This window comes from Shewanella sp. (assembly GCF_051658185.1).
Taxonomy (GTDB): domain Bacteria; phylum Pseudomonadota; class Gammaproteobacteria; order Enterobacterales; family Shewanellaceae; genus Shewanella.
On sequence record NZ_JBOFMC010000112.1, the window covers coordinates 1 to 13,594 of the forward strand.

12 protein-coding genes are annotated in these 13,594 nt (G+C 47.4%); 5 read left to right on the forward strand and 7 right to left on the reverse strand.

Going from position 1 to position 13,594, the window contains the following annotated elements; genetic code table 11:
- Positions 1 to 51 precede the first annotated feature (51 nt).
- Positions 52 to 492, reverse strand: a complete 441-nt coding sequence (gene mioC / locus ACRCZA_RS04600) for an FMN-binding protein MioC (protein ID WP_438673295.1) — start codon at positions 490 to 492, stop codon at positions 52 to 54.
- A gap of 182 nt (positions 493 to 674) precedes the next feature.
- Between mioC and ACRCZA_RS04605 the strand changes: the two genes are divergently transcribed.
- On the forward strand, positions 675 to 2,225 hold the full coding sequence (locus ACRCZA_RS04605; protein WP_438673296.1) for a POT family MFS transporter: 1,551 nt from the start codon (positions 675 to 677) through the stop codon (positions 2,223 to 2,225).
- A gap of 80 nt (positions 2,226 to 2,305) precedes the next feature.
- Here the strand turns inward: ACRCZA_RS04605 and mnmE are convergent, their stop codons facing one another.
- The 5 genes from mnmE to rpmH form a co-directional block, all read right to left on the reverse strand.
- Positions 2,306 to 3,667, reverse strand: a complete 1,362-nt coding sequence (gene mnmE, locus ACRCZA_RS04610) for a tRNA uridine-5-carboxymethylaminomethyl(34) synthesis GTPase MnmE (RefSeq protein WP_438673297.1) — start codon at positions 3,665 to 3,667, stop codon at positions 2,306 to 2,308.
- Between the two features lie 106 nt (positions 3,668 to 3,773).
- Positions 3,774 to 5,399: a membrane protein insertase YidC gene (gene yidC, locus ACRCZA_RS04615; protein WP_438673298.1), complete on the reverse strand. Its 1,626-nt coding sequence runs from the start codon at positions 5,397 to 5,399 to the stop codon at positions 3,774 to 3,776.
- Between the two features lie 3 nt (positions 5,400 to 5,402).
- Positions 5,403 to 5,657, reverse strand: a complete 255-nt coding sequence (yidD, locus tag ACRCZA_RS04620) for a membrane protein insertion efficiency factor YidD (protein WP_438673299.1) — start codon at positions 5,655 to 5,657, stop codon at positions 5,403 to 5,405.
- Positions 5,624 to 5,980 (reverse strand): ribonuclease P protein component, encoded by a 357-nt coding sequence (gene rnpA / locus ACRCZA_RS04625; protein ID WP_438673300.1) that lies wholly within the window; start codon positions 5,978 to 5,980, stop codon positions 5,624 to 5,626. Before rnpA ends, yidD begins: the two co-directional genes overlap by 34 nt.
- A 15-nt stretch (positions 5,981 to 5,995) precedes the next feature.
- Positions 5,996 to 6,133: a 50S ribosomal protein L34 gene (rpmH, locus tag ACRCZA_RS04630; protein ID WP_006083827.1), complete on the reverse strand. Its 138-nt coding sequence runs from the start codon at positions 6,131 to 6,133 to the stop codon at positions 5,996 to 5,998.
- Positions 6,134 to 6,577: 444 nt separating this feature from the next.
- Here rpmH and dnaA point away from each other — a divergent pair, with 444 nt between their 5' ends.
- From dnaA to gyrB, 4 genes are all read left to right on the forward strand, one after another.
- Complete coding sequence (dnaA, locus tag ACRCZA_RS04635) at positions 6,578 to 7,966, forward strand: chromosomal replication initiator protein DnaA (protein WP_438673301.1); 1,389 nt, start codon at positions 6,578 to 6,580, stop codon at positions 7,964 to 7,966.
- Positions 7,967 to 7,985: 19 nt separating this feature from the next.
- Positions 7,986 to 9,086: a DNA polymerase III subunit beta gene (gene dnaN, locus ACRCZA_RS04640; protein WP_438673302.1), complete on the forward strand. Its 1,101-nt coding sequence runs from the start codon at positions 7,986 to 7,988 to the stop codon at positions 9,084 to 9,086.
- Between the two features lie 184 nt (positions 9,087 to 9,270).
- Positions 9,271 to 10,353: a DNA replication/repair protein RecF gene (gene recF / locus ACRCZA_RS04645; RefSeq protein ID WP_438673303.1), complete on the forward strand. Its 1,083-nt coding sequence runs from the start codon at positions 9,271 to 9,273 to the stop codon at positions 10,351 to 10,353.
- Between the two features lie 16 nt (positions 10,354 to 10,369).
- The gene (gene gyrB, locus ACRCZA_RS04650; RefSeq protein ID WP_438673304.1) at positions 10,370 to 12,787 is read left to right on the forward strand and encodes a DNA topoisomerase (ATP-hydrolyzing) subunit B; all 2,418 of its coding nucleotides are present in this window, start codon (positions 10,370 to 10,372) and stop codon (positions 12,785 to 12,787) included.
- 238 nt (positions 12,788 to 13,025) lie between these two features.
- Here the strand turns inward: gyrB and ACRCZA_RS04655 are convergent.
- A partial coding sequence (locus ACRCZA_RS04655) for a DALR anticodon-binding domain-containing protein (protein WP_438673305.1) occupies positions 13,026 to 13,594 on the reverse strand: 569 nt, incomplete at its 5' end.

A 13,594-nucleotide genomic window follows, 5' to 3' on the forward strand; every position in this document is an offset into this window, starting at 1 on the left:
TAAGTGTGATCGAAACTGTGGGTGGTTTTACGTTTTTTACCTGTTTGCGATCTACAGCTTTGCTTGCCATTGGTTTAACCACACGAGGGCTGGGTCTTCTGGCGTCGGATCTTGTTGCACATCGATCTGGATCTTATCCACAAAGGCTTTGGCGCCGCAGTTTTCGATCGCAAAAATTAACTGCTCAGGCCCTTGGCAGAAAGTGTCGTAGCTGGAGTCGCCAATGGCACACAGGGCGAATTTTACTTGGGATAGATCGGGGTAGTACAAGGCCACTTCTTTGCAAAATGGCTGGATATTGTCCGGAAGATCTCCCGCACCATGGGTTGAGCAAACGATGATCCAGTGGGTGTATGGGGTTAATTCGCTGATGGTAGGTTGTAGAAAGGTGGTCACCTCATGGCCCAATGGGGCCAGTTGGGCAACCATTTCATCGGCGATATATTCACTGCTGCCTAAGGTGGTTCCTACTAAAATGGCGATTTTTGTCATTACTGTGGCTCTCTGCGTGGGTAAAATCGATATGATTTGTTGCTGTTTATGTCGGTTTTGCGATGTTTTTTGTATAAATGTAGGCAAAGATATTCTGCAGTCTGTTAGTATCTTTGGCTGCTTATTAGTGCTTTATACACTATGACCTGAAGATTTTTATAACAATTATAATAGGATTATCGATGACAACTCCTGTTCATGAGCCAAAGTGGCCACGTCAAATTCCCTACATTATCGCCAGTGAAGCGTGCGAGCGTTTTAGTTTTTATGGAATGCGGAATATTTTAACGCCTTTCTTAATGACCGCTCTGTTACTTTCTATCCCTGAGGATCTGCGCGGGGCAGTGGCAAAAGATGTATTCCATTCCTTTGTGATTGGCGTTTATTTTTTCCCACTGCTGGGTGGTTGGATCGCGGATCGTTTTTTTGGTAAGTACAACACCATTTTATGGTTAAGCTTAATTTACTGTGTGGGTCATGCATTTTTGGCCATTTTTGAGCACAGTATTGAAGGCTTTTACACCGGATTGTTTTTAATCGCGCTCGGCTCCGGCGGGATCAAGCCGCTTGTTTCTTCCTTTATGGGGGATCAGTTTGATCAATCAAACAAGTCGCTCGCGCAAAAAGCCTTTGATATGTTTTATTTTACGATCAATTTTGGCTCTTTCTTTGCGTCCTTATCTATGCCGTTGCTGCTCAAAAACTTCGGGGCGGCTGTGGCATTTGGTATCCCAGGGATCTTGATGTTTATTGCCACCGTGTTCTTCTGGTTGGGGCGTAAGCGTTATGTGCATATGCCGCCTGAGCCAAAGGATCCTCACGGTTTTTTACCTGTGCTGCGCACGGCGTTAATGACTAAAGTGGCTGGCCAAGCAAATATCGGGCTGGTATTGGCGTTTATCGGTGGCGTTTTAGGTGCCTACGCGTTAGCGAATATTCCTACCTTAGGGGTAGTGGCTGGGCTATGCAGTGCCATGGTGTTGGTGATGGGGTTTGTTGGGGTTGGCGCTTCATTGCAACTTGAGCGAGCTCGTGGATTGCACCCGGATCATGCGGTTGACGGTGTGCGTTCAGTGCTGCGTATTTTAGTGTTATTTGCCTTAGTGACACCGTTTTGGTCGCTGTTTGATCAAAAAGCCTCGACCTGGATTTTACAGGCTAATGATATGACTAAGCCTGATTGGTTTGAGCCTGCCATGATGCAAGCCTTGAATCCACTGTTAGTGATGCTTTTGATCCCATTCAATAACTTTGTGTTATATCCAGCCATTGAGCGCATGGGGATTAAACTGACTGCGCTACGCAAAATGGGAGCGGGTATTGCGATCACGGGGTTAAGTTGGATTGTGGTTGGTAGCATTCAATTGGTGATGGATGGCGGTTCGGCACTCTCTATTTTCTGGCAAATCTTACCTTATGCCTTACTGACCTTTGGTGAGGTACTGGTATCTGCCACTGGATTGGAGTTTGCCTACAGTCAGGCTCCCAAAGCAATGAAAGGTACGATTATGAGTTTTTGGACTCTGTCGGTCACTGTCGGTAACCTCTGGGTATTGCTGGCGAACGTTAGCGTGAAAAGCCCGGCGGTGACGGAGCAAATTGCCCAAACGGGGATCAGTATTACGGCGTTCCAGATGTTTTTCTTCGCGGGATTTGCCATCTTGGCGGCATTGATATTTGCGCTTTATGCCCGTTCATATCAAATGCAAGATCACTATCGGCAAGCGACATAACGCAGCGCTTACCGTGTTAACTTGAAAACAAAAAAGCCCATGAAAATGGGCTTTTTATTGGCTTAAATTTAACGGATTGCCTATTTCCCGATGCAGAATGAGCTAAAAATTTTGCCCAGTAGATCGTCGGAGGTGAAGCGGCCTGTGATTTCCGATAGGGCGAGTTGCGCCATTCTGAGCTCTTCTGCTAATAACTCGCCAGCGAGGTAAATCTCTAGTTGTTCTTTACCGAGTTGCAAATGGCTTGCTGCGATATCTAAGGCCTCAAGGTGCCGGCGACGGGCGATAAAGCCACCTTCGAGGTTGCTCTGATACCCCATTAGCGATTTAAGGTGCTGTGTTAACTCATCAACACCGAGTCCCGTTTTGGCCGAGATCCGATACACGCTATAGCCTTTTTCTTCGGTCATCTCGAGGTTTTCACCGGTGAGATCGGCTTTGTTACGGATGACGGTTACCCCTAAATTAGCGGGGAGACGATCGATAAAATCGGGCCAAATATCATGGGGATCTACCGCATCTGTGGTAGTGCCATCGACCATAAATAACACCCGATCGGCGCTGTTGATTTCATTCCAGGCGCGCTCGATACCGATTTGTTCCACGGTATCTGTGGTGTCGCGTAAACCTGCGGTGTCGATAATGTGCAGCGGCATACCATCTAAATGGATATGTTCGCGTAATACGTCGCGGGTGGTGCCGGCAATTTCGGTGACAATGGCCGACTCTTTACCTGCAAGGGCATTGAGTAGGCTCGATTTTCCGGCATTTGGCCGACCAGCAATCACCACCTTCATCCCTTCACGAATGATAGCGCCTTGCTTGGCACTGGCCTGTACTGCGCTGAGTTTGTCGATGATTTTATACAGCGCATTGGCAATTTTGCCGTCACTTAAAAAGTCGACTTCTTCATCGGGGAAATCAATGGCGGCTTCGACGTATAAACGCAGATGGGTGACTTGATCCACCAGCTCATGCACTTCCTTTGAAAACTCACCTTGGAGCGATTGCAGCGCGCTTTTGGCGGCCTGCTCACTGGTGGCGTCGATAAGGTCGGCAATCGCCTCGGCTTGAGTTAAGTCGAGTTTATCGTTCATAAAGGCTTGTTCGCTGAACTCACCGGGTTTGGCGATGCGGATACCTTCAACTTCAAGCACGCGTTTGATCAGCATATCGAGGACGATTTGGCCGCCGTGACCTTGAAGCTCTAAAACATCTTCCCCGGTGAAGGAATTTGGGCCTTTAAAGAAGAGGGCAATGCCTTGGTCTATGACTTGGCCTGAGGCACTTTTAAAGTCGCAATACTCGGCATAACGGGTTTTAGGTAAATGGCCTAATACGGCCATGGCAACGTCAGTTGCTTTATCACCTGAGATACGAATGATACCTACGCCGCCCCGTCCGGGCGCAGTGGCCTGCGCCACGATAGTGTCAGTTGTCACGGAAATACCCACTAAATATCGATCAAATCATCTAAAGGAAAAGGCGGCCAATGAAGCCGCCTTTTGTATATGCTTAGAGCGTTTAGCTCTTCTCTAGCGCTTAGGCTTATTTTAAGCCTTTTTTCTCTAGACCTGCATAAATAATCTTCTGCTGGATGATGGCCACAATGTTACCCACTAACCAGTACAGTACCAGACCTGATGGGAACCACAGGAAGAATACGGTAAAGATCACTGGCATCCATTGCATCATTTTCACTTGCATTGGATCCATCGTCGGTGCGATCGGCTGCATCTTTTGCATGATGTACATCGATACGCCCATCAGCAGCGGCAGAATGTAGTAAGGATCTTGTACTGATAAGTCATCGATCCATAACATAAATGGTGCATGACGCAGCTCGAAGCTTTCTAACAATACCCAGTATAAGGCAATGAAGATTGGCATCTGTAACAGGATAGGTAAGCAGCCACCCATTGGGTTTACTTTTTCCTTCTTGTACAGTTCCATCATGGCTTGACCCATCTTTTGACGGTCATCGCCGAAGCGTTCTTTCAAATCCTGCAGTTTTGGCTGGAGATTACGCATCTTCGCCATCGAGGTGTACTGCGCTTTGGTGAGCGGGAACAGTAAACCACGAACAGTCAGGGTGATTAAGATAATGGCTACACCCCAGTTAGAAACTAATGATTGGAAGAACATCAAGAGTTTATAAATGGGAACCGCTAACCACCAAAGGAAACCATAATCCACCACGAGGTTTAAACTTTCAGAGATGGCGGATAATGCCGCTTGATCTTTCGGGCCAACATAGAATTGTGAGCGGATTTCTTGAGTGCTACCCGGAGCAATATCGTGCAGTGCACCACGGAAGCCAATATTGGCTAAACCACCCGCGCTGACGCTAGAAAACAGGGTATTGCTATCGTTTGCAGGGGGAACCCAAGCCGATACAAAGTAATGTTGCAGCATCGCTGCCCAGCCGCCTAAGGTGGCTTGGTTCAGGTTGCTTTTGGCCATGTCCTCAAAAGTGTATTTTTCATAACGTACATCTTGAGTGGAGAAGGCGCTACCACGGTAGGTTGGCATCATCATGCTGCTTTCAGACGGCTTAATGGTTTGTTTTATCTGACCGTACATCTGAACTTGCAATGGCGCTGCCGAGGTGTTGTTGATCTTATAATCCACATCCACATTGAACTTGCCACGATGGAATACAAACACTTTTGTGTAAGTTACGCCGTTGTCAGCCACATAGGTTAATGGCACCTCTAAGGTGTCTTGACCGTCGGCGAGGCTAAAGCTTGTCGCGGAGGCGGTGAAGGTCGCCCGACCTTTGGCGCTGCTATCGATACCATCACGACCTATCAAGCCGCTTTGGGCGATATAGGTATAGTCTTTGGTTTGTTCTAGCAATACAAATGGTTGATCTTTATCAATTTCCATTTTGTGTGCGACTAACGCAGCAAACACGATGTCACCACCCACTGGGTTGATTTGCACATCAAGCTGGTCAGTTTTTACCGTGATAAGATCTTTGCTCGCCACCACGGTGGCAGGCACACCAGCATCTGCTTCTGGAACATCGGCACTGTGAGCGCTAGTCGGATTCGCCGCGATTGACGATTGGGTTGCAACGGGTTTAGGAGCTTTGTCTGCCTGCCACTGTTGCCACAGCAAAAAGCTGACAAACAGTAGTCCTATGAGCAATATATTGCGTTGAGATTCCATAGCCTATTTATTACACCTGTCATTTTTAGGGGGGACGGGATCACTACCGCCGGGATGTAAAGGGTGACATTTTAATATGCGTTTCAATGCAAACCAACAACCTTTCGCGGTTCCGTGCACTTTTATTGCCTCAATGGCGTAATGAGAGCAAGTGGGATTGAAACGACATCGAGGGCCCAGTAGCGGGCTAATGATGATTTGATAGCCACGGATTAACGTGGTCGCTAGCCATTGTAGCGGCGACTGAGTTTGCGCCATAGCTTTTCTATCAATTGGTTGATTTCAGCGTTTTCCATTTCCATCACGCCATTTCTGACAAGCACAACAATATCAAGATGAGGGATGTTGTGTTGTTGTAACCGAAAGCTATCTCTGATGATGCGTTTAATGCGATTACGTTGATTGGCACGCTTTACGTAACGTTTAGCGACAGTCAAGCCCAGACGCGGATGTTGTTCCGAGTTAGGAATAGCGAGCAGGGTAATTTCAGCAGAAGATGCTTTGATAGGATTGGAAAAAACAGTTTTAAATTGCGCGGGAGTTAGCAAACGTAACTCCCGCGTAAAGGTATAGCTAGTCAACTAGTTATCCACTTATTAAGCAGATAAACGAGCGCGACCTTTCGCACGACGACGTGCAAGCACCTTACGGCCGCCTACAGTAGCCATACGAGCGCGGAAGCCGTGAGAACGCTTGCGCTTCAGGTTGCTAGGTTGAAAAGTACGTTTACTCATGATGGCAATCCGTCTTTGTTATTAGTGAACATTCCTTATCTCTGGTAATAGAGGTAAGGGCAAAAAAGAGGCCGAATTGTAATCACTTTACTTGTTCCCGTCAACAACGAAAGTCGGTAAGTGGGTTATTTCTGCCAGCGTATCCTTCGATCAATCCCCACAAGATACCATAAGATGTGGATAACTCTGTGTACAGCCACAACATATAGTAGTATCAAGGATCTTTAACACGATCAAAGGGTCGCCATTATAGATCAAGGTGGATCGCTTAATAAAGCGGGATTTGCACCAAATGTAGAATAAAAGGATCGTTTTTGATCATTGATGATCGAAGATATACACACAGAGCGATCTTGCTGGGGATAAATATTTTTTAAGGATAGCGATCATCGAGATCTCGCTATAGAATACACCTCTTTTCATGATCTTTCTGGGGATAACTAAGTGGCGGTTTCACTTTGGCAACAATGTATCGGACGACTGCAAGATGAGCTTCCTGCTCAGCAGTTCAGTATGTGGATCAGACCGTTACAAGCTGAAATGGACGGAGATACCTTAGTGCTTTACGCACCTAACCGGTTTGTGCTCGATTGGGTCAGAGAAAAGTACATTAATATCATCAATCAGTTTTTTACTGAGCAAATGGGCAACGATGCACCCAAATTGCGTTTCGATATTGGCAGTCGTCCGTCGGCGAAAAAGCCTGAAGCGGTTGCGCCTTTGGCGGCGACGCGTGCGCCTCATTCCCAAACTAAAGCAACGGTTGGCACCACTTTTAATACCCAAGCAGAACCGATTGCCAACGCGAATCACCGCAGCAATATCAATCCAACTTATCAGTTTGATAACTTTGTCGAAGGTAAGTCGAATCAGTTAGGTAAGGCGGCGGCATTGCAAGTGGCCGAAAATCCGGGCGGTGCTTATAACCCTCTGTTTTTATATGGCGGAACCGGTTTGGGTAAGACCCACCTGTTGCACGCTGTGGGTAATGGCATTATCAAAAACAATCCCAATGCGAAAGTGGTTTATATGCATTCCGAGCGTTTTGTGCAGGACATGGTCAAAGCGCTGCAAAACAATGCCATCGAAGAATTCAAACGTTATTACCGTAGTGTTGATGCGCTGTTTATCGACGATATTCAATTCTTTGCCAACAAAGACCGCTCGCAGGAAGAGTTTTTCCATACCTTTAACGCCTTGCTTGAAGGTAATCATCAGATCATCCTGACCTCGGATCGTTATCCTAAAGAGATCGACGGGGTAGAGGACAGATTAAAATCTCGCTTTGGCTGGGGCCTCACGGTGGCAATTGAACCGCCTGAGCTTGAAACCCGGGTCGCGATTTTGATGCGCAAGGCCGAGGAGAGCGGCATCAACCTGCCCGACGAAGTGGCCTTCTTTATTGCCAAGCGGTTGCGCTCTAACGTCCGGGAGTTAGAAGGGGCGTTAAACCGAGTTATTGCTAACGCTAATTTTACCGGGCGACCGATCACCATTGATTTTGTTCGTGAAGCGCTGCGCGACCTATTGGCACTGCAGGAAAAATTAGTCACTATAGATAACATTCAAAAAACCGTAGCGGAATACTACAAAATCAAGATGGCAGACATGCTGTCTAAGCGGCGTTCACGCAGTGTTGCCCGTCCAAGACAAGTGGCGATGGCGTTATCGAAAGAATTAACCAACCAAAGTTTGCCGGAAATTGGGGATGCCTTTGGTGGGCGCGATCACACCACTGTATTGCACGCCTGTCGTAAGATTGCGCAGCTACGGGAAGAGAGTCACGACATCAAAGAAGATTATGCTAACTTGATCAGAACGTTATCTTCTTAAAATCAAGGAATTGGAAACGATGAAATTTTCAATTGATAGGGATGCCCTATTAAAGCCGCTGCAATTAGTCTGTGGTGCCGTAGAGCGGCGTCACAATTTACCTATTTTGGCAAACCTCCTTGTTGAAGTTAGCGGCCACTCACTTAAGCTTACCGGTACCGATTTAGAGGTCGAGTTGGTCGGTCAAGCCGCCATCCACGGTGAAGTAGAAGAAGGGCGTACAACGGTTCCTGCTAAGAAGTTGCTCGATATCGTTAAATCCTTGCCAGAACAAAGCGAATTAAAAGTTGAGCAACAGGATAATAAGTGGCTGTTACGCTCTGGGCGGAGCCGTTTTTCGTTGGCGACACTGCCGGCTGAAGAGTACCCCAATGTCGAAGCCTTTGAGGCGGAAATTGAGTTTAGCTTAAAGCAAGGGGTGCTTAAGTCGATTATCGATTCGACCCAGTTTTCGATGGCCAACCAAGATGTGCGTTATTACCTTAACGGCCTGCTGCTTGAAACCGAAGGCAATGTGCTGCGGGCGATTGCGACAGATGGCCATCGATTGGCCTTAAGTCATCGAGTGATTGATGCTCAATTGCCTGAAAAACAAGTGATTGTTCCTCGCAAGGGCGTGATAGAAATGGCGCGACTGTTGGAGTCTGAGGAGCTCGAAATTACCATTGCGATTGGTGATAATGCTATTCGAGCCACCACCAGCAATACCGTGTTTACCAGTAAGTTAGTGGATGGTCGCTTCCCCGATTATCGCCGAGTATTACCTAAAGGGGGCGATAAAGTGGTTATTGCGAGCCGTAACCACCTAAAGCAAGCCTTAACTCGCGCCTCGATCCTCTCTAATGAAAAATTCCGTGGCGTGCGGATCCAACTGGAAAATGGGTTGCTTAAGATCACTGCTAACAACCCTGAGCAGGAAGAAGCGGAAGAGATTATTGATGTGGATTACCACAACCAGCCTTTAGAAATTGGCTTTAACGTCAGTTATTTACTCGACGTGCTTAATAATCTTAAGTCCGATGATGTGCGTATCACCCTGATTGATGGTAACTCGAGCGCCTTGATTGAAAACCACTTGGAAGAAGATTCCATGTATGTGGTTATGCCAATGCGTTTATAGTGGGGTCATCCATCGTTGCCGGTATTGGGTCTTCCTTGCAAACTGCACCGCCTTGGGGCGGTGTAGTTGTTCTTAGGCGCTGTCGGTGTTGCTGCCGAGGTTTATTGCGGCGCGTCAGTTGGCCTGCGGCTTTAGGGTCAATGTGGGCTTGCCTAAGTCGTTTGTTTAGCTCTATGAGTCTGTTATGAGTTTAACCCGCCTTAATATCGAAGCATTTCGCAATATTCAATCGGCCCAATTAACCCCAGCGGCTGGGATTAACCTGATCTATGGCCAAAATGGCAGCGGCAAAACCAGCATTCTCGAAGCGATTTATTTTTTGGGGATGGGGCGATCATTTCGAAGTCATTTATCTCAGCGGGTGATCAATACCGAACAGGATAAATTAACCTTATTTGCCACCCTAAGCTTACCCCGTGGTGACAGTAAAATCGGTTTGCGGCGCTTTCGCAGCGGTGAGACTGAGGTCAAAATTGATGGTGATAAGGTCAAGCGATTATCGACCTTAGCCGAAACGTTGCCCATCCAAGTGATCACCCCAGAAAGCTTTTCATTACTGTTTGAAGGACCAAAATCTCGTCGGCAATTTATTGATTGGGGGGCATTTCATTCTGAGCCACAATTTTATGCGGCATGGATGAATGTCAGGCGGGTTCTTAAACAGCGAAATCAATTGCTTAGGAATGGAGCCCCCTATAGCAGCATCCAATATTGGGATCTGGAGTTTGTCCGTTATACCGAGCAGGTCACTGAAATACGAAACCGTTATGTAGACTCGTTAAATGAGCTACTTAAGGGTATAATCGGGGAGTTTTTACCGAGGGTAGATGTAAAGGTTTCTTTTACCCGGGGTTGGGATAGTAAAGCGGATTTTGCTGAGTTACTCGCGGCCCAATATTCCAGAGATGTGGCCACAGGTCATACCGTCAGCGGTCCCCATAAAGCTGATTTAAGACTTCGTGTAGGCACTTTGCCGGCGCAGGATGCCCTGTCCCGTGGCCAGTTGAAATTATTAGTCTGTGCACTGCGTATTGCACAGGGAAAGTTGCTCAAACAACAAATAGATAAACACAGTATTTATCTTGTGGATGATCTTCCATCCGAGTTGGATGCACAGCATAGGCAGCTATTGCTTAAGCAGTTAACGGATACCGGGGCGCAAGTGTTTGTGACCGCCATTGATCCTGCAGCAATAGTCGATTCGTTACACGCCCCCCCCAGTAGGATGTTTCATGTGGAACAGGGACGGGTAACGGTAGTTGAATAACCATTGAGAGAATAATATGTCAGAGAATAGTTACGATTCTTCGAGTATCAAGGTCCTAAAGGGCCTTGATGCGGTACGTAAGAGACCTGGGATGTATATTGGAGACACCGACGATGGTACGGGTCTACATCATATGGTGTTCGAAGTTGTCGATAACTCTATCGATGAAGCGTTAGCAGGCCATTGTAGCGATATTACTATCACTATCCATGTGGATGGGTCGGTTTCTGTCAAAGATGATGGCCGCGGTATTCCGGTGTCTATCCATGAGGAAGAAGGGGTCTCTGCGGCAGAAGTGATCATGACGGTATTGCATGCCGGTGGTAAGTTTGATGATAACTCCTATAAAGTCTCCGGTGGTTTGCACGGTGTGGGCGTGTCGGTGGTTAACGCGCTCTCGAAAAAGTTGCAGCTGACCATTCGCCGTGAAGGTAAGGTCCACGAACAGTTTTATACCCACGGTGTCCCCGATGCGCCGATTAAAGTGATTGGCGATGCGACTAAAACCGGTACCGAAATCCGGTTTTGGCCAAGTGAAGACACTTTTAGCGACGTCCAATTTCATTTTGAAATTTTAGCTAAGCGCGTACGTGAACTGTCATTCCTCAACTCTGGCGTCGGTATTCGCTTAGTTGACGAGCGTGACAATAAAAACGAATTCTTTAAATACGAAGGCGGCATCAGCGCCTTTGTTGATTACCTAAACCGCAACAAAACCCCAGTAAACAAAGACGTATTCCATTTTATGCAGGAGCGTGACGACGGCATCACCGTGGAAGTCGCGATGCAGTGGAACGACGGCTATCAAGAAAATATCTTCTGTTTTACCAACAACATTCCTCAGCGCGATGGTGGTACTCACTTAGCGGGTTTCCGTAGTGCGTTGACACGTAACCTCAATAACTACATGGAAAACGAGGGTTACAACAAGAAGGGTAAAACTAACGCGACTGGCGATGACGCCCGCGAAGGCTTAACTGCGGTGATCTCGGTTAAAGTACCGGATCCTAAGTTCAGCTCGCAAACCAAAGACAAATTGGTTTCTAGCGAAGTGAAAGCCGCTGTTGAACAAACCATGGGTGAAAAGCTAAACGACTACCTATTGGAAAACCCTGTCGATGCTAAATTGATTGTCGGTAAGATTGTCGATGCCGCCCGTGCCCGTGAAGCGGCGCGTAAAGCCCGTGAAATGACTCGTCGTAAAGGCGCGCTCGATTTAGGTGGTTTGCCGGGTAAGCTGGCCGATTGCCAAGAGAAAGATCCTGGCCTTTCTGAAATTTACATCGTGGAAGGGGACTCTGCTGGCGGTAGCGCTAAGCAGGGACGTAACCGTAAGAACCAAGCGATTCTGCCTCTTAAAGGTAAAATTTTAAACGTTGAGAAAGCGCGCTTTGATAAAATGCTTTCCTCTCAAGAGGTTGCAACGCTAATCACCGCTCTTGGTTGTGGTATTGGTCGCGATGAATACAATCCGGATAAGACCCGTTATCACAACATCATCATCATGACGGATGCGGACGTCGACGGCTCGCACATTCGTACCTTGCTGTTGACCTTCTTCTTCCGCCAAATGCCTGAGCTGATTGAGCGTGGTTATGTGTATATTGCACAGCCGCCATTGTTTAAGGTGAAAAAAGGTAAGCAGGAGCAATATCTTAAGGATGAAGCGGCGCTGACCCAATACCTCACCACCCAAGCATTGGACGGCACAATTGTGTACCCAACCCAAGGGGCTCCGGGCATGTCTGGTGAGCCGTTAGAACGTTTGGTGACCCAATATCGTGACGTTGAAGCGGTTATTGCTCGTTTAGAGCAGCGTTATCCCACGCACATTACTAATCGTATGCTGTATCACCCGATGATCACTAACGAGATGTTGGCTGACGAAGCTAAGATGCAGGAATGGATTGATGCCTTTATCCATGAGCTGGTGGAATTAGAAAGCAGCGGCGTGCTGTATTCTGGTGAGGCCATTTTAGATCCTGAGCGTAAAGTCTATCTGCCGAAGATCACCATTCGTAAGCATGGTATCGATACTAACTACCTGTTTACTTATGACTTCTTCCAATCTACTGATTATCAACGCATTGGTAAGTTAGGCGCTGCGCTTGAGGGAATGATTGAAGAAGGCGGTTACGTGCAGCGCGGCGAGCGGGTGAAAGAGGTTGGCAGCTTCCTCGAAGCGCTCGATTGGACTATCTCTGAGGCCAAACGTGGTTTGTACATCCAACGTTATAAAGGATTGGGTGAAATGAACCCAGAGCAGTTGTGGGAAACCACGATGGATCCTGAGTCTCGCCGGATGCTACAGGTGACAATTGAGGATGCCGTGGGTGCAGACCAATTGTTTACTTGCTTGATGGGCGATCAAGTAGAACCTCGTCGTGAGTTTATCGAAGCCAACGCGCTTAACGTGGCGAACTTAGATGTGTAGCGTTTAAATTAACTAACGCTAAAATCGGCTTTAGGCTGGCGCTTGAAGCCGCTAGCCTTACCCATAATGGCAAGCCTTGGCTTGCCATTATGGTATGTAGCTGTTGGTAAAGTTAACCAAATACTTCAATCTATTATGTGAATTTGGCCCAATCACTCACGGCTGCGGGCAGATCATTAAGCAAATAAAAAACGCGCTAAAAGCGCGTTTTGTTAAGCGTGATTTTTAGGTCAATTGTTTACTGCAGCAGAGATATATCCGCCACATGCAAGAACTGTTCACGCAATGTGGTTAGCAGTGCTAAGCGATTGTTTTTCAATGCGGCATCATCAGCCATCACCATCACATCCTCAAAGAACTGATCAACGCTTTCGCGGAGACTCGCCAGCAAGGTTAAGGCCTGTTGATAATCGGCATTTGCAAACAGTGGTGCCAGTTGAGGATGTAGCTCAGTCAGCTTGGCAGCTAATGCTTGTTCAGCAGCTTCCACCAACAACGTGGCATTCACGCTTGATGGTAATTCACCTTCAACCTTCGCCAGAATGTTAGATACCCGCTTATTGGCTGCTGCCAGTGCGCTGGATGCTTCTAGGCTTCTGAAGTGGGATACCGCATTGATCCGGCTATCAAAGTCGGCAGGGCGAGTTGGGCGTCGCGCCAATACGGCAAGGATCACGTCAACATCGATACCTTTATCTTGGTACCACGCGCGGAAGCGGGCCATGAGGAACTCGAGCACTTCGTCCGCTGCATTTGCGTTGCTTAGGTTAGCACCATGCAGTGCTTGAGCCTTCGCAATCAGGGTGA